Here is a 16,730-nt window from a genome sequence, read left to right on the forward strand (position 1 = left end):
CTCCAACTCCCAATAGCCGCGCTTCCGTCGTGAGTGTGGCTGTCGGGCGTTTTGCGGGCCTTGCCTATTGGTGTCGTTGCCGGATGAGACCGTATGGCACCGCAGGGTGAGCCCGGACGATGTACCGGCCTGGGCCGGTTCGGGTGACCATGACGCCTGTATGGTGCCGGGTGGCTGCCTCCATGACTTTCGCGACCCCGTCCTTGAGGGCCTGGTCGACCTGTGCGGAGTCTGTGACAATGACCTCGACCATCCCCGGGGATGATGCGGTTGGGACTGTTATTGTCATGGTGCGACGACAACTGTGGCGGCGGCGGGCAGATCTGTCACTGATACTCCGGCCCGGAGTTGGTATTCGCCGGGTTCGTAGGTCCAGCCGTTGTCCCAGTATGCAAGGAGGCGGGTCGGAACATTTAGGACAGCCGATACGGTTTCGCCGGCTTCTGCCCACACCGGTGTGGAGGCGACGAGCCAGCGGACCGGCCGGTCCACGGCCGAGCCGGACTTTTCGGCGTAAATCTGCACCACCTGCTTTCCTGCCCGGTTACCCGTGTTAGTCAGACTAACGGCGACAGGCAGGACCTCGTCGGGTGAGACTGGGGTGGCGGGCACTTCAAAGGAGTGCAGCGTCCAAGTGGTGTAGCCGAGGCCGTAGCCGAATTCGTAAGCGGGCGTAGTACCGGCTTTGAGCCAGGCCCGGTAGCCGATATGGATGCCTTCGTCGTAGCGGAGTTTCCCGTCTGCGTCCGGGGTGGTGTTAAGGACGGGGACGCTGCCTTCGGTGGCGGGCCAGGTGGTGGGAAGCCGTCCGCCGGGTTCGGCCGCGCCGGTGAGGATGTCCGCGAGGGCGTTGCCGAACTCCTGGCCGCCGAAGTATCCGATCAAGGTGGCCGCGACGTCGTGGCGCCAGGGCATGAGGACGGGGGATCCGGAGTTGACGATCACGATCGTGCGCGGGTTGGCGGCCGCGACGGCGTGCACCAGGCGGTCTTGCTGCCCCGGCAGGTTCAGGCTGGACCGGTCATAGCCTTCGGACTCGACGCGGGAGTTAGTGCCGACCACGACGACGGCGACGTCGGATTCCCGGGCAGCCGTGGCTGCTTCAATGATGAGCGCATCGGGGTCGGAGTGGTCCGCCTCCGTGCCGATTGTGATGCTGAGCGCGTTGGACAGCGCATCGGCCTGACTGGCGATGTCCAGTTCGACGCGGACGTCGACAGGTATCCCGGTGGTGACGTGGACGGGGACGGTTTCCGAAGGTGGGGCCAGGAATGCGGCCCCCAGATCAGTGCCAACGGGGACGATCGTGGCCTCGTGCCGGAGTTGCCCGTCGACGAAGATCCGGCCGTGACCGGCGGTGGCGAAGCCAAGGCGGATCGTGCCGGTCACTTCTGGGGTGTAGAGGGTATGGAACTGCACCATGGAAGACTCCGCGATCGGCGCGTCGCCGCCGAACCAGACCAAGGCGGTTGAACGGCGGTCCTCCGCGAATATTTCCTCGTCGGTGGAGGCAAAGAACCGCACCCGTAGTCCCGGGTCGCCAGTGACCGGGTTGGTCAACTGCTCCAGCGGCAGCTCGGCGACGCCTTCCTGGACCACGGCGCCGACGTTGTAGCTGACCTTATCTTTGCCGAAGGCGGCACGGATCCCGTCCAGCGGTGTGACGATTTTCTCGGGCAACACCGTCGCCGAGCCGCCACCTTGGGTGCGGGCCTGCAACGCGTTGTTCCCGATCACGGCGATCTTGCCGACAGAAGCAGAGTCGAGCGGCAGCACGCCGTCATTCTTCACCATCACGGTGCCGGCCGCGGACGCTTCGCGGCAAAACGCTCCCGGATCCTCACGGTCCACCGGTTCAGCCTGCACAGGGTCGAACCCTTCCAGAGCGCCGACCCGGGCAGCCAGCTGCAGGATCCGCAGCACCTTGCGGTCAATACTGGCCTCAGGAATCTTCCCGCATTTCACCGCTGACACGAGTGCTGGACCCCACGGGCCGTCCGGGCCGGGCATGACCAGGTCCTGTGAGGCGTTGGCGGAGTTGATGCTACGCACGGCGGTCCAGTCACTGATCACGACACCGTCGAAACCCCATTCGCTGTTCAGCGGCGTCTCCAGCAGCTCGTTTTCCGTGGCCGTGGCTCCGTTGACCGCGTTGTAGGCGCTCATCACCAGCCAGGCACGGGATTCAACGATGGCCTTTTCGAAGGCCAACAGGTACAGCTCCCGGAGGGGGCGCTCGTCGACGAGCACATCCACGGTGAAACGGTCCGTTTCTGAATCGTTGCCCACGTAGTGCTTCGGCGTGGCGCCCACGCCATTGCGCTGGACACCGGCCACATACGCTGCCGCCAATTCGCCAGTGAGGACGGGGTCCTCGCTGAACGCTTCGAAGTGCCGGCCGCCCAGCGGGGAGCGGTGCAGGTTGATCGTCGGGCCCAGGACGACGTCGACTCCCTTGCGGCGGGCTTCGACGGCGGAAGCGGCACCGAGCCGATCCGCTATGGCCGGGTCCCAACTGGAGCTGATTGCGGCGGCGGAGGGGAAATTGATGGAAGGTTCGCGCTCGTCCCAGACCTCTCCGCGCACACCCGACGGGCCGTCGGAGACCAGCATGCGCCGCAGGCCGATCTTCTCCATCGGCCACGTGGTCCAGAAATCACGACCGGTCAGGAGTTGGACTTTGTCCTCGAGCATGAGTTTGGCCAGCAGTGCCTTGAGCCGATGGTCGCTGGCGGCTTCGGGGGACAGTTTTGAGGTGAGGGTTTCCATGACTTCTTTCTTGTCTGCCGTGCTGGTCGCGGAACGGAACCCGCTCGGTCAGTTGAGTGATTGAGAGGAAATTGTGTCGAAGGGGCGGGCCCTGTCACGCTTGTCGTTCCTGTGTGAGGGCTTCCTGGCGGCGCTCCTGGAGAGTGTGTCGGACACGAGCGACGTCCCGCGGGTAGCAGAAATAAAGGGCCGTGAGAATTGCTGCGTTGATCAACATGAGGATGACTAGAGTCCAGAGGAATACCGCCTGAATGCCGAGCGTCTCGGCGAGTGCTCCGGCCACGAGCGAGAAGACGGCCCAGCCGATGGTCTCGAACACGGTCAGGAAGATCGCAAAGGCTTGACCACGCAGTTCGGGGAGTGCCACCGCGGCGACAATGGGCCTGTTAGCGGGCGGGTTGGCACCTTGGGCGAAGCCCATCAGTGCCCAAAATGCGCCGTAGATGCCGATGTTGTCATAGCTGAATTGCGTTGCGAAGAACGCCACGGCGGCGAAGAGGAATTGGGCTCCTTGCAAGTAGGCTACCCGGCCGCGATCCGGCAAGATCCGGTCCAGCAGGGCCACGAGCCAGCCGCCTCCAGCGGTGCCGGCGAAGTAGCCAAGGCCGAACGGTACGAAGACTATCGCAGCGACCGCGTTGGTAAATCCCCGCTCGGCGACGAGGAATTGTATGCCGAAGATCATGATGAGCAGGTGTCCCGAGAGAAGCCTCGAGAGCATCATGACCGTGAAGCTGGGAACGCGGAACAGCGAGAGGACGGAGCGCACTGTGGCCTTGGGGGCTAAATGCTCGCGGCTTCCAAGATCGGCGAGTTGCTTCTCTGACGCGCCTACTTCGGGGTCTTTCAGAAATTGAGACACCACCAGGCCGGCCAGGATGCATATCGCTCCGATGGTCCACATGCCGAACCGCCAGCCGTCATTAATGCCAGTGAACAGTGCGATGAGAGGGGCGATGAAAGAGCTGATGAGGCTCATGAATCCGTAGAAGTAGCCGACCGCCTTTGCCCGCTCGCTGTCGTCAAAGGAATCAGCGATGATTGCGTTCGCGATGGGGCTTCCACCGATGATCGCCCCCGACATCAGCGTGTTGAATATCAACAGTTGGGCGAAGTCCTGGGAGAAACCTGCGGCAATACCGAAGACTCCGCCGGTGAGGGTTGTGGCAACGAGCGCGTTGCGGCGCCCCATCTTCCCCGCAAGCCATGTCCAGGCAGGTCCGGCCGGGACCGAAACAAGTCTTCCGAGGGCGGCGAGCAGGCCCAGATGGCCGCTCTGCAGTTTCAGGGCGTCTGCGATGGTGGGAAAAAGGGTGGCGCTGAGACCGGCTTCGGTGTTATCGACAACAGTGACGCCGGTGAGGACTATAAGGTTCCTCCAGCGGTAGGGGAGTTTACTGGCTTGGGCCGCTCCCTCAGAGACAGTGTCTGCGGCAAGTGCGGAGCCGGCTTGGGTGGTCATGGGCTTTTGGTCCTGTCTACATTGTCAGGCTGTCGTGACTCGCCGTAGGGACGGCAGCTAGTTCCTTCGAGATGGCTTGGAGAACGCTCGGAGACAGCGGGATGACGGCTGCGAGCCGATAGAGGCTAAGGTCGGCGGGGATGTTAACCATCTCCGTATGGACAAGGTCGGGGAGATGCTTTTCCAGGGCTTGGCGGCTTCGGGCATCCTGAAGGAGTTCAAGGACGGGGACCGTTAGTGCCGTGCCCCCATCTGGGAAGTCGGCTAGGGGAGGAAGCGGCTCCAGGGCTTGCCTGGCCCTGTCTGCCTGCTTGCTGGCGAGCAGGTGCTGTGCGTTTGGTTCGGAGTCGAAGGGGATACCGAGCCGCTGGAACTGGCTTTGGGGTGCGTCGTTTATGTGCATGAGACCTGCCAAAAGCCTCAGCATGCGAAGCTCGAGTTCGTCGTCCACGACAGGGTGCTGTTGCTGGGGGTCGGTTTCGAGGTCAAAAAGTAGCGTCCCGTGGACCCAGGAGTTCATCATCGAGGACGCGTCGACCTGAAGGGTGCGCAGTCCTTTGGTGAAGGTGAACGGTTCTGCGGGTTGCCATTGGGCGAGTTCGTCGACGCCGAACCGTGAACGCATGTGGGTCGGCATGAGCGTGTAGTCCTCCAAGGGCGCATTGGAGGCGTCGATGGCGGCGCGCATGTAGACGTAGCGGCCGTCCGTGACGTTGACGTGGCCGCCATGGATGCCAAACAGGGCAGCTTCCCGGACCTCCGCGTCGGTGTGGAGAACGAGGGCGAGGTCCTGGCCTTGCATATCGGGGGTAGGTTCAAGGCCGAAGAACCGCAGCATGGTGGGGGCGATGTCAATGGTCTGCGCGAGAGCTCCCCGGCGGGTGTCCTTGCCGCCGGTGCGCGGGTCCCACAGGAACATGGGCAGGTGGACGAGCTCGTTGAACCACGGTTGGACGGATTTTGCCCACCATCCATGTTCGCCGAGCAGGAATCCGTGGTCAGTGTTGACCAGCAGGAGGGTGTCTTCCCACATGTCGAAGCGGTCCATGGCATCCATTACCCGTCCGAGGGACTTGTCGCACATGGAAACCAGAGCCGCATATTGGAAGCGGGCGTGCCTCACCTGGTCTTGGGGCTCGGTGACCTTCTGATAGCCGGGCCAGTCAAATTCCGGACCGTCATAGTCGTGTTCGTACATAGCCTTGTATGCGTTGTGCGTGAAGAAGGGCTCATGCGGGTCGAAAAGCTCGATTTGGAGCATCCACTTGTCGGCCTTGTGGTTGGTATCTAAGAAGTGCAGACCGGCGTCCACTGTCTTGGTTTGGGAGTGTTCGGCCTCGGTGGCCATGTAGGTGCGGTTGACCTGGTCCTGCCGCTTCATTCCGCCGTAGGGGTCATGTGAGTTGCCCACGGGTTCTACTACGCCCTTCCAGGGGTCGCCTTCCTGGCCTCGGAAGAACTCCCACGTTGTGTAGCGTGGGTGGTAGGTTGCACCGCCGTCTTCCCAGTAGTGAGGGTGGTCGGAGACAAGGTGCGTGTGGACGCCGGCCTGGCTGAGCATCTCGGGCATGGAGTCGTCGAAGGGCTCCAGTGGCCCCCACCCACGGTGCAGGAAGTTGTAGCGGCCCGTATGCAGCTCACGGCGGGCGGGCATGCACGGCATGGAGCCGGCATAAAAGTTTTCGAAGGTCACCGTCTTGGACGCAAGGCGGGCGAAGTTGGGTGCGTTGACGAACGTGTCCAGGGCATACGGGGACAACATGTGCCTGTTGAGGCTATCGAACATGAGATTTATGGCACGCATGGGGCCCTTCCGGAAGAATGATGAACAACTAAGCGCCGTTGAGGCGAGTGCTGAACTTCAGCGGGCGTTGTTGACCGGCATGTCGCCAGGGACCGCCGTCAGCGAGCGGGAGGAGAGCTTGCCGTCGAGCAGGTCGCGCCGCAGTTCCACCAAAAATGCAACGTGGGCGTCCATGGCATTCGCTCCCTTGGTGTGCATCCGTTCCCCCACCGATTCAGCCAGCTCGGAGTCAAAGGCGATGGTCGGTGCCCAAGTCTCGCGCCGGTCGCGGTATCGGTATCGTGCGACTTCCTCTTGGCGGGTCTGGATTTCGACGTCGAGAATTCTAAGGAGCTGCTCGGCGCTCATGAATCCGGCAAACGCCAACCGGGCACTAAGCTCAGGATCCTGAAAGCGGCTGGCGGGGTGGTACGGCCCGGTCAACCAGTCAAGAAACACAGTCGCCCCCTCGTCGGTGACACGGTGCGTCTTCGCGTCCTGGGCGCCTGGGCGTGGATCCACACTGTATGTCACCAGGCCCTGCTTCTCCATAGTCCCCAAGGACCGGTAGACCTGGCTCATTTGGGTATTCGAGCGAAGGAATCGACCGTGGGAATCGAGGAATTTCTTGAGTTCGTACCCTGTGCTCGGATGCTCCAGCAGGACTCCGAGGAGAATGTGTTCGAGTTTCATGCCTGCTCCCTTGGCGGTGTTACGGGTAATTTGTCTCACACTTCTGATGAAGGATAGCATAAGTAGAATGCTCAACTCAGAGCACAAGTAAAATGCTGAAATTATGACTAAAGTAGAATAGCGCCGTGTCCTGAGTGGCACGCCCATCACGGCGTGCTCTGTGGCTTCAGCACTTTCGCTCGCCAGAGGATTAACCGCACTGAGCTCACAGGCACAAGCCATACCTGCAACGACCACACAACTATGGAAAGCAGACACGTGGAAGAAGCTCCAGCCTCAAGAGGAAGTCTCGTGAGAAGCGGTATCTCCATCCGCCTTCTGGGCGGCGGTACCGAACCCGACCCCCGGTTCACGTTAGCCAACGAACGGACGTTCCTTGCGTGGATCCGTACCTCCCTCGCGTTACTCGCCAGCGGTGTGGCCATCGAAGCCTTCAGTGCCGACTTTTTTGCTCCCGAACTGCGCAAAACCATTGCCGTCCTCCTGCTCGTTCTCTCCCTTTCGATCGGGGGAGGCTCGTTCTTCCGCTGGCTGAACGTCGAACGCTCCATGCGACGCAAAACCCCGTTGCCACTGCCCTTCATCGCGCCGATTCTCGCGGTCGCCGGTGCCTTCGTTGCCACGGTCATGGTTGTCTTCGTGATCGTCCGACCCATCTGACTCATGCCGCCGCAGCGGAATACACCAAGCCACGCCGACTCGGGACTCCAGCCTGAACGCACCGACCTCGCCTGGGGCCGTACCATCTTGTCCCTCATGGTTGCTGCAGCCACGTTCCTGCGCTGGATACCGCACCACGGCTGGTTCGTTGGCACGCCAGTGGCCGCCGCCACGCTCATCTCGGTGGGAATTGAGGTCAATCGCAAGCGCCGTCTCCTCCGCTCCGTCCACGGGATCAACGAGGAAAAAATTAACCCGGACATCACATCCACAGCAACCGTTTCGGCCGCAGTTGTGACCCTCGCAGCAATGGGAACTTACACCGTCCTTTTCCTGCCGATACGCTGATAAACCCCCAGGGCAACGCCGCAAAAGTGGGCGCATCCCCCGGCGACGCCCCTCGTCTTGAGGAGCCACCTGGCCCGGTTCATCGTGGTCTTGTGGGCCAAGAGCTTGACCTGACGCGGTTCTACGTCTCGTTTCGCGAAAACGAAGGGCCGTCCCCTGATAATCCGCCGCTGATGGTGAGGATCCTGAATACGGGTACGGCGTGCACCGAAGCCGAACGCACGACGAAGGACCGCGGCGACGAGTACACCACTACCGGTACACCGGCCAGGCCGGGCGTTTCTAGCCCGGGGATGGGTCAACGGGCTATTTCGTCATAGAGTTCAAGGCCGGAAAGGCTCTAGCGGCATGCGCGCCGACAATGCGGCGCCTCAGTCGCCAAAGTCCACTGACGCTGAGGCGCAAGCTGCAATTTCGTCTCCATTGCGCGGTGCCTGGCGCGAAAGCATGACGAGGGCAAGCTGCCACCTTCATCAGCGCAGCTGGAAAACGGTGCGGTGCCACTCCTTTTCCGCGCGCCCGCTCAGTTCGAACATGACGTGTTTGACTTGGGTGTACTCGTCCAAGGAGTAGGAGGACATGTCCTTTCCGAAGCCGGACTGCTTGAAGCCGCCGTGGGGCATCTCGGAGCTCATCGGGATGTGGTCATTGACCCACACGCATCCGGCGTTGATCTCCCGGGTCGCGCGCAACGCCCGGCGCACGTTGCTGGTCCACGCGGAGGCCGCCAGCCCGTAGACAGTGTCGTTCGCCAAACGGATGGCCTCGTCATCGTCGTCGAAGGGCAATACCACCATGACCGGGCCGAACACTTCATCCTTGACGATCTCACTATCTGGAGCGGCGTCAATGATGAGCGTGGGCGGGTAGAAGGCCCCTCGGGCCAGGACGCCTTCGCTGGGCACTTCACCGCCGGTTATCACCGTCGCATAGCCGCGGGCACGCTCAATCATGCCGGCCACGTGCTCGCGATGCTTGAGGGAGACCAGGGAACCAAGATCCGCGCCATCGTCGTCCTGCAAACCCAGGCGGATGTCCCGGAAACGATCTGCGAGTTTGTCCACAAATTCCTGGTAGATCGAACGGTGCACGATAGCCCGGGTGGCGGCCGTGCAGTCCTGGCCCGAGTTGATCAGGGACCCGGCGACGGCACCGTTCACTGCGGCGTCCACGTCCGCGTCTTCGAAGACGACGAACGGTGCCTTTCCCCCGAGCTCAAGATGAACCCGTTTGGTGTTGACTGCGGCGGCTTCCATCACGGTCCGGCCGATCGCAGTGGAGCCCGTGAAAGAGACCATGTCTACGCCCTCGTGGCGCATCAGTGCCGCACCCGCTTCGGGACCGGTGCCCACCAGGACATTGACGACGCCGGGCGGCAGGCCGGCGTCGCTGAGCGCTTGGGCGAACATCACTGACGTCAGGGGTGTAATCTCGGCGGGTTTGAAGACGATCGTGTTGCCTGCAGCGATGGCCGGAAGAATTTTCCATGCCGCCATCTGGAGCGGGTAGTTCCAGGGGGCAATTGAGCCCACCACTCCGATAGGTTCGCGTCGAATGCTGGACGTGTGCCCGGGCGAGTATTCGCCCGTTGCCTTGCCTTCAAGGTGCCGCGCGGCGCCTGCAAAGAACTCGACATTGTCAATGGTGCCCGGGACGTCAAAACAACGGGTCAATCTCAAGGGTTTGCCGGTCTGGCTGCTCTCCACGCGGGCGAATTCCTCGGCCCGCTCTGTGAGGATCGATGCGAAACGATGCAATATCGTGGATCGTTCAGCGGGTGCTGTGTGGGCCCATGGGGCGAAGGCCGCCCGGGCCGCCACCACAGCGCGGTCAACGTCGTCCGCGCTGGCAAGGTCCACGGTGGCCACAACCTCGCCGGTGGCGGGGTTCAGGACCTCGTGCGTATGGGCTGCAGTGCCCTGCTGGGCGCGGCCGTTGATGAATTGATACATGATGCTCCCTCGGGGATGGATAGGTAGTTGATGCCGGGCCGCCGTGACACGGCGGTCTACCGGCGGACCCCTCCTAGCAGGTTCTGGCTATTGGGTGCCCTCGCGCTCGGCGGAATCGAGAATGGCGCCGAGACCTGCGGAGAATACGTTGAGACCGTCAAGACTCACTAGCCGATGGCGGTGTTCTTCGATAAGCGGGAAGCCCCTCACCGAGGCGACTGCAACCGCTTGAAGCCAAGGCTCGTGGCCATCCGAATTCGGTTTGGCCAGCACTTCTTGGGCGATCCCGGAACCCTGTCCCAGGGTGTAGCTCTCCAGCGCACCGTAGTAGTGCACGAGGCGGTCGCCCGACAGTCCTGCGTCCCTCAGGCAACCAAGGATGAATTCGATGGTGTGCAGTTCGCCCTGGCCAAATGTGTCGGTGGCAAAGGCATCGCATCCAATCGAAGGGTACTCGATGAAAACTTCGATCAGGGAGTTGAGGTATCGCTCCAGGCGGGTCCGCCAATCCTTGGGTGCATTTCCGGTGGTTTCTCCTGCTAGTGCCATGGAGAAGAGCCTGTCCAGCGCCGCCCGTAGGATCGCCTCCCGGTTACGGAAGTGGCGGTACATGGCGGTGGGGTCCACCCCTAGCGCGTCACCGAGGCTTTTGAAAGTGAAGCGGGACTGGGGATCGTCATGTGCAAGTTCCAACACGGCCTCGACGATGGTATCCGCATCGAGCCGTGCTGGTTTGCGGGTGGGTTGGACCTCGACTCGACCGTTCCTGGGCTGAGCCACATATCACCGCCTCTCCTGGAGTGCTCTTCTCTAATGCGATCTCCACCGTACACCAATGTCAACGCGATTGTCATCGTCCTTGTCAACTGCGGTGACACGCAGATTCTTGCGACATACTGTGGGCGGGATACGGGTTCGGCGCAAGGAAGCTTTGGCGTATGAACGCCGGGTTTGTCAGGACCGCCGGGATCCCACCACCTAATAGCCGCTCCTCACAAGCGGTCGACAACGATGACTGCGAAAATCGTCAGCCGCAAAGTAAGGAGTCATGACCGTTCAAACAGCGCCCGATCGCCTCGTCGTAGTAGTTCAAACACGACTGGTGTTAGACGCAGCCTTGGACGCGGCGCAAGATCTACTGAAGGTAGTGGGGATCACCCAACGAGTCGCCTCTTGGTTGGGCGCCCGTTGCCTCTAACCTCAAATCGCTGCTCGAGACGGGCAAAGTCCCCCCGCAGGCTCCCTGGGATATGCGCGCCGACATGCGCGATGCGCAGATGAACACCAACGACTAAGGCCTCGCTGGCGGGGGACACACGGTGGGGCCGGCTTGTACGACGCCGAAGATCCCATAGCGAATGAGCGGAGAATTCGACGCAACTCGACGACGTGCACGGACACCGGAGCGGAGGTACTCGCTACGGGTGGTCTTGGCTGAGGCAGGGATTTCAACGCAGAGGATGAATCGAGAGAACGACGACAGATGCCAGTCTCTGCCGTGCTGTGCGGCCCGGTAGATATCGCCGTGGGGATCCTTCACACAGGCGCGCCCCAGCAGGTCCCTGTGAGCGAGCCGGCCAGCGATCTCCTCCTGATCGGGCGGCATCGATGCAAACCGTCTATAACGAGGTACCAGGCACCCTAGACCCGTGCCGTCCCGCGCCGTCCAAGGCGAGGGCTTCAAACAGGCGCGACACCACTTCGTTCCTGGTAACGGGGTAGAAGCGCCGGATCCGGTGCCCTTCCGGATGCACATTTTCCGGCGCCCCGTGCTGACGGCGGCCGAAGGTCAGTGGTGAGCGGACCCGACGAAGTCCAGGGCCTCACGGGCCAGGGCCAGCCATGACACCTCATCGTCGCCGGTGACCGTGAGCCACTCTTTCATCGGCCGGCCCTTTCCCGCATCGAAGGGCGTCCCGGCTCCGGTCCCGATCAGCGTGGTGACCCGATCACGTGGCAGCTTCAGGACCAGCTTGCCGTCGGAGATCATCGCGAAAATCGAGCCGTTGACTTTCAGTGCGGACGAACCGAATCCGTGCCGCCCCGGTTCGCCCGGTACGTTGACGCCCGGACTGGCGGCGAACCCGTCGACCAGTGCTTTGAAGCGCTCCTCGGGCAGCATAGGAACATCCTGCCTTTCCGGAGTCCGGGGGACAATCCCAGACGTTGGACCGGCCCGACGGGGCCGTTTCAGTGGCTCTTGGGGGTGCTGCGGCCGCCGGTCCGGTTCCGTTTGCGGTACACGAAGAGCCACCAGAGGAAAAGGACCGGCCTCGGCGTTGAGGTAGCCCAGGAGCGAGGCCACGAGGAACACGACGTCGTGCTGGCAGGTCTCCTCCTGAGGCGCCGGAAACGTTGTGCACGAGGTAGAAGGGCGCCCCAACCACAGGGAACGGCGCCATGACGAACGCCGCCCCGGTGTCGGTTCACCAGCAGAACGCCGGAGGCTAGGTGCCAGTCCTTCAGGGCGCCGGCGCGCACGGCATGCGTGACGGTGGTGGCCGAAAGGACCGGCGCTTCTCTTCAGTCCTTGCCGCGGGTCCATCAGGTCAATGCGCCCGGCTGCCCATTTTTCGTGTGAGTGTCTGCGGATTCGGTCATGAGATAACTGGAAGCAGGTAGACGCCGGGAACATCGTTCAGGCCGGTCAGCTACGTAGCCCAGCCCGTGGGCTTAGCCGCATACGGGTGGTGGCGGATATGTTGCAGCCGAGAACTTGTCACAACAAACAAGATCCGTATCCCGACGAGTGGGCTTGCGGTGTGCTGGTTGCCTCCTCTCGTGTTTGGGTAAGGGTGTCACTGGTTACACGTTCATGGCGGGGAGGGCCGCTAAGTGCATGACGTGACGCTGGCTGGGGGAGCGGGTTGCCTTGGCTGGCTTGCACTCATTGATGTGTCAACTGTTCAGGGCTGCTTACCGGGTAAGCGCATGACCGTGCGCGACTAGTAGGCGGGTTCTGCCTGGAGTGACTGCAGACCCCGGCCAACCGGCTGAACCAGCCGCTGCAAGCGGCGGCTTAAACCCCGGCGTTGCTCCGACTCCTTGACTTTGCCCCGGCAACGCCGCCGAATCTGACAGCGCAAAGGGTGCCGGGAAGCCGGGACGTGGGACAGAATGGGTCTATGACCCGCATCGCAATCATCGGCGGCCACGGAAAAGTGGCTAGGGAACTCTCCAAAGTCCTGGCCACGGGCGGGCAGGAGGTCACCGCCATCTTCCGCAACCCCGAACACGAGTCCGACGTCGCGGCAACCGGCGCCACCCCAGTCGTCCTGGACGTGGAGAATGCGACGACGGCGGAAATCGCGGAGGCGCTCTCGGGTCACGACGCCGTCGTATGGTCGGCCGGTGCCGGCGGCGGAAACCCCGGGAGGACCTACGCCGTGGACCGTGACGCCGCGATCCGCTCGATGGACGCCGCTGCCCAGTCCGGCGTCGGCCGCTACGTCATGGTGTCCTATCTTGGAGCCGGACCGGACCACGGAGTGCCCCGGGACAACCCCTTCTTCCACTACGCGGAGGCCAAGGCCGCCGCTGACTCCTACCTGCGTCGCACCAGCCTGGACTGGACCATCCTCGGCCCCGGCGCGCTCACGGACAAGCCGGGCAGCGGCCTGATAGACGTCCACGTCAACGAGCCCTGGCAGGCTGCCGAAACCGCCCGCGCCAACGTCGCCCTCGTCGCTGCGGCCGTCCTGAAGCTGCCCGCCGCAATCGGCCGGACTATCGGGTTCCGCGACGGCAGCCAGCCCATCGCTGCAGCCCTGCAGGCGGTGGCCTAGCCCGTTCGGGGAAAGTGGGCACAAGGAGCAGCTGGCACTCATTATGGACTGCTGCTCGCCACGGTGGTCGCTGAAATGCATCACCGTCATCTACCACAACCTCATGGAGTCCGGGAAAACGGCGCCTCGGGCAGATGGCGATACGGCACAGTGATACGGCACGACGCGACAGCTTCGGCCGGGCACACAGGGTGGCTGTGTACCCGGCCGTTTACCGGATCCGCCCGCTGGCGGATCCGGAGGTGGCTTACGCCGCCAGCGGCATCGCCTCATGGCGGGCCTCGACGACGAGCGACTGCCCGTCGACCGAGACGGCCACCTGGCCGCCAGACTGAAGGTCCGACGCCACGAACAGATCCGCGATCCGGTCGTCCAGCTCGCGCTGGATCACACGGCGCATCGGCCGGGCTCCGTATTCGGGCTCGTAGCCGCGTTCGGCGATCCAGTCGACAGCCGTTTCGCTGACCTCGAGAGTGATGCCCTGGGACTGCAGGCGGGCTTCCGTCTGGTTCAGCATCAGCCGAACGATCCGGCGCAGCTGCGCCTGGTCCAGCTTGCGGAACAGGACGATCTCGTCGATCCGGTTGAGGAACTCCGGCCGCATCGTCTCGCGCAGCCGGCCCAGCACCCGGTCCCGCAGCGCCTTCTCTGAGCCGAAGCCGTTGCCCTCGTCGGCCTTGGATACAAAGCCCATCGCGCCGCCCTTGCTGGCCAGGAACTCCGAGCCGAGGTTGGAGGTCATGATGATCACCGTGTTGCGGAAGTCCACCATGCGGCCCTGTCCGTCGGTCAGCCGCCCGTCGTCGAGCACCTGAAGCAGAAGGTTGAACACATCCGGGTGGGCCTTCTCCACTTCGTCGAGCAACACCACGGAGTACGGGTTACGACGGACTCGTTCGGTCAGCTGCCCGGCTTCGCCGTAGCCGACATAGCCCGGAGGGGCTCCGACCAGCCGGCTTACGGTGTGCCGTTCGCCGAACTCGCTCATGTCGAAGCGCACCATTGCATTCTCATCCCCGAACATCGACCCGGCCAGCGCCTTGGCGAGTTCGGTCTTGCCCACACCGGTCGGGCCGAGGAACAGGAAGCTGCCGACGGGCCTGTCCGCGTCCCCCATGCCGGTACGGCTACGCCGAACCGCCTTCGCGATCAGCGTCACGGCGTCGTCCTGCCCGACGATCCGCTGATGCAGTTCGTCCTCGAGCCTGGCCAGGCGTTCCCGGTCGTCTTCTGTGAGTCGGCTGGCTGGGATTCCGGTGGACCGTGAGATGATCCCTGCGATCTCCGCTTCGCTGACGACGGCCTCAGCGCCTTCGGAAGCCTCAGGTGCACTGGAAATCGAAGCGGATAGCTTCCCGTTCACTGCGTCGATCTCATCCCTCAGCCGCGAGGCCTCTTCATAGCGTTCCGCGGCGACGGCGTCGTTCTTGGACTTTTCCAGGGTTGCGAGCTGTTCGCGAAGAACAGCCACGTCGGTCTGTGAGCCGAGTTTGATGCTCAGCCGCGCACCTGCCTGGTCGATGAGGTCGATGGCCTTGTCGGGTAGGAAACGGTCCGTCACGTAGCGTGCGGAGAGTTCGACGGCGGCGCGGATCGCCTCGTCGGTGTAGCGGACGCCGTGGTGTTCCTCGTACCGTCCGCGCAGGCCATCGAGGATCTGTACGGCGTCCTCGATGCTCGGCTCGCCGACCTGGACGGGCTGGAAGCGGCGTTCCAGTGCCGCGTCCTTCTCCACCTTTCGGTATTCGTTCAGGGTGGTGGCGCCGACGAGATGAAGTTCACCACGGGCCAGGCGCGGCTTCAGGATGTTTCCTGCGTCCATGCCGCCTTCCCCTGCGCCGCCGGCTCCGACGACCGTGTGAAGTTCGTCGATGAACAGGATAACTTCCCCGGCGTGAGAACCGACCTCGTCCATCGCCTTGGTCAGGCGCTCCTCGAAGTCACCGCGGTACCGCGTTCCGGCCAACATGGCCGGCAGATCCAGGGCAATGACGCGCTTGCCGCGGAGCTGTTCGGGCACGGCACCCGCGATGATCGCCTGGGCCAGCCCTTCGATGATCGCAGTCTTGCCCACGCCGGCTTCCCCGACTAGGACGGGGTTGTTCTTGGTGCGCCGGGCCAGGATCTCGATAGTCTGCTCGATCTCGGCGCTCCGGCCGATCACCGGGTCCAGGCTGCCTTCGCGGGCACGTGCCGTGAGGTCGCTGCCGTAGGTGTCCAGGGTCGGGGTGTCCGACCCGGCGGCAGCCGCCGGCGACAGTCCGGGCTCCGCGCCGGTCGGCGTGGCCCCACGCCGAGCGGACTGCTCGCGCGGACCGGACTGCAGGGACTCCGGCGTCACCCCGGCCGCGGCGAGGACCTGGCCGGCCGGGGCCTCCTGGTTGACGACGAGCGCGAAGAACACGTGTTCGGGATCGATGTAGGTTGAGCCGAATGCCCGGGCAACCTGGTAGGCGTCGAGCAGGGCCCGCTGGGCCGACGGCGTCAGGGCCGGCGTCGTTTCCGCCCTGGCGGTTGCCTGCTCCGGGAGACGCTCCTCGGCCGCCGTGGCGATGGCAGCAGGTTCCGCGCCTGCGTGGCGGATGTAGTCGGCGGCCGGTTCCCTCTCGACCATGACACGCAGGATGTGCAGCGCGTCCACATGGATGTGACCGTGCTGCGCGGCGAACTGTGCGGCACGCGCGAGCACGTCATGGGTGCGGCGGCTCAGCAGCCGGGTGATGTCCATCGGGTGCCCGGGGCCGGCCGCGCGCTGGCCCTGCAGGTAACGGGCAAGGAATTCGTCGAACGAGCCGTGGCCGGACTCCGCCGGCCCAAAAAATTCAGCCATGAAACCTCCGTAAGAGAGTTGAGTGTACTTGACTCAACGTTGGAAAAACGGATTTATTCCCGGGACTGGGCCATCTCCACCTGGGTCCTGATCCTGCATCAGGGGCTAGCTCCGCCCCGCACTATCTGGCGTGGACTGGAACAACTGACCGGAACACGGGTCGGGCGGGGCCGCTGCAACACCAGCACCCATCCGCACGCGCTGTCGCTTGTGGGAGCCATCACGGTGCTGACCTTCCTCATCGAACGCACAGTGGTGCGCAACCATGGCTTGCCGCGCCGTCGCGCTCGCGGTGTTCCCGCTGATTATTCCCGCGGCCGTGAACCATCTGGCTGCCCACGGCAATCGCCGAACCGTCGATTCGGTCGGCACCGCCCTCGCCGCCCTGAAGGCCGCCGCGGCCACAACAGCCGTCCTCAGAACGGCACGAACAATAGGCCGAGGAGCA

The 16,730-nt window shown here is 63.5% G+C and carries 11 protein-coding genes; 3 read left to right on the plus strand and 8 right to left on the minus strand.

Annotated features, from left to right (window positions below; translation table 11 throughout):
• Positions 1-285: 285 nt before the first annotated feature.
• The 4 genes from B5X90_RS17200 to B5X90_RS17215 form a co-directional block, all read right to left on the minus strand.
• Positions 286-2,769, minus strand: coding sequence for a beta-glucosidase H (locus tag B5X90_RS17200; protein ID WP_079555170.1), 2,484 nt, complete (start codon positions 2,767-2,769; stop codon positions 286-288).
• Positions 2,770-2,863: 94 nt separating this feature from the next.
• On the minus strand, positions 2,864-4,231 hold the full coding sequence (locus tag B5X90_RS17205; protein WP_079555171.1) for an MFS transporter: 1,368 nt from the start codon (positions 4,229-4,231) through the stop codon (positions 2,864-2,866).
• A 16-nt stretch (positions 4,232-4,247) separates the two neighbouring features.
• Positions 4,248-6,035, minus strand: coding sequence for a sulfatase (locus tag B5X90_RS17210; protein WP_079555172.1), 1,788 nt, complete (start codon positions 6,033-6,035; stop codon positions 4,248-4,250).
• Between the two features lie 57 nt (positions 6,036-6,092).
• A complete protein-coding gene (locus tag B5X90_RS17215; protein WP_079555173.1) occupies positions 6,093-6,707 on the minus strand; it encodes a PadR family transcriptional regulator in 615 nt (204 codons plus the stop codon).
• 243 nt (positions 6,708-6,950) lie between these two features.
• On the opposite strand from B5X90_RS17215, the gene B5X90_RS17220 reads away from it, so the two are divergent.
• On the plus strand, positions 6,951-7,367 hold the full coding sequence (locus tag B5X90_RS17220; protein ID WP_079555174.1) for a YidH family protein: 417 nt from the start codon (positions 6,951-6,953) through the stop codon (positions 7,365-7,367).
• Positions 7,368-7,370: 3 nt separating this feature from the next.
• The gene (locus B5X90_RS17225) at positions 7,371-7,715 is read left to right on the plus strand and encodes a DUF202 domain-containing protein (protein ID WP_079555175.1); all 345 of its coding nucleotides are present in this window, start codon (positions 7,371-7,373) and stop codon (positions 7,713-7,715) included.
• Between the two features lie 473 nt (positions 7,716-8,188).
• Here the strand turns inward: B5X90_RS17225 and B5X90_RS17230 are convergent, their stop codons facing one another.
• From B5X90_RS17230 to B5X90_RS17240, 3 genes are all read right to left on the minus strand, one after another.
• Positions 8,189-9,667, minus strand: a complete 1,479-nt coding sequence (locus tag B5X90_RS17230; RefSeq protein ID WP_079555176.1) for a gamma-aminobutyraldehyde dehydrogenase — start codon at positions 9,665-9,667, stop codon at positions 8,189-8,191.
• A gap of 87 nt (positions 9,668-9,754) precedes the next feature.
• Positions 9,755-10,363 (minus strand): TetR/AcrR family transcriptional regulator, encoded by a 609-nt coding sequence (locus B5X90_RS17235; RefSeq protein ID WP_256860303.1) that lies wholly within the window; start codon positions 10,361-10,363, stop codon positions 9,755-9,757.
• A gap of 1,093 nt (positions 10,364-11,456) precedes the next feature.
• Entirely contained in the window at positions 11,457-11,789 is a 333-nt protein-coding gene (locus B5X90_RS17240) for a hypothetical protein (RefSeq protein ID WP_079555178.1), read from the minus strand.
• Between the two features lie 1,003 nt (positions 11,790-12,792).
• On the opposite strand from B5X90_RS17240, the gene B5X90_RS17245 reads away from it, so the two are divergent.
• Positions 12,793-13,452 (plus strand): SDR family oxidoreductase, encoded by a 660-nt coding sequence (locus B5X90_RS17245; protein WP_079555179.1) that lies wholly within the window; start codon positions 12,793-12,795, stop codon positions 13,450-13,452.
• Between the two features lie 247 nt (positions 13,453-13,699).
• On the opposite strand, the gene B5X90_RS17250 is transcribed toward B5X90_RS17245, so the two are convergent.
• Positions 13,700-16,282 (minus strand): ATP-dependent Clp protease ATP-binding subunit, encoded by a 2,583-nt coding sequence (locus B5X90_RS17250; RefSeq protein WP_079555180.1) that lies wholly within the window; start codon positions 16,280-16,282, stop codon positions 13,700-13,702.
• Positions 16,283-16,730: the final 448 nt, after the last annotated feature.

The sequence above is a fragment of the Arthrobacter sp. 49Tsu3.1M3 genome (genome assembly GCF_900168135.1).
Classification (GTDB): domain Bacteria; phylum Actinomycetota; class Actinomycetes; order Actinomycetales; family Micrococcaceae; genus Arthrobacter.

Excerpts from the sequence above, each read along its gene's own strand:
- B5X90_RS17250 (WP_079555180.1), bottom strand. The coding sequence starts at position 16,282 with ATGGCTGAATTTTTTGGGCCGGCGGAGTCCGGCCACGGCTCGTTCGAC.
- B5X90_RS17205 (WP_079555171.1), bottom strand. The coding sequence starts at position 4,231 with ATGACCACCCAAGCCGGCTCCGCACTTGCCGCAGACACTGTCTCTGAG.
- B5X90_RS17230 (WP_079555176.1), bottom strand. The coding sequence starts at position 9,667 with ATGTATCAATTCATCAACGGCCGCGCCCAGCAGGGCACTGCAGCCCAT.
- B5X90_RS17215 (WP_079555173.1), bottom strand. The coding sequence starts at position 6,707 with ATGAAACTCGAACACATTCTCCTCGGAGTCCTGCTGGAGCATCCGAGC.
- B5X90_RS17225 (WP_079555175.1), top strand. The coding sequence starts at position 7,371 with ATGCCGCCGCAGCGGAATACACCAAGCCACGCCGACTCGGGACTCCAG.
- B5X90_RS17220 (WP_079555174.1), top strand. The coding sequence starts at position 6,951 with ATGGAAAGCAGACACGTGGAAGAAGCTCCAGCCTCAAGAGGAAGTCTC.
- B5X90_RS17240 (WP_079555178.1), bottom strand. The coding sequence starts at position 11,789 with ATGCTGCCCGAGGAGCGCTTCAAAGCACTGGTCGACGGGTTCGCCGCC.
- B5X90_RS17245 (WP_079555179.1), top strand. The coding sequence starts at position 12,793 with ATGACCCGCATCGCAATCATCGGCGGCCACGGAAAAGTGGCTAGGGAA.
- B5X90_RS17210 (WP_079555172.1), bottom strand. The coding sequence starts at position 6,035 with ATGCGTGCCATAAATCTCATGTTCGATAGCCTCAACAGGCACATGTTG.
- B5X90_RS17200 (WP_079555170.1), bottom strand. The coding sequence starts at position 2,769 with ATGGAAACCCTCACCTCAAAACTGTCCCCCGAAGCCGCCAGCGACCAT.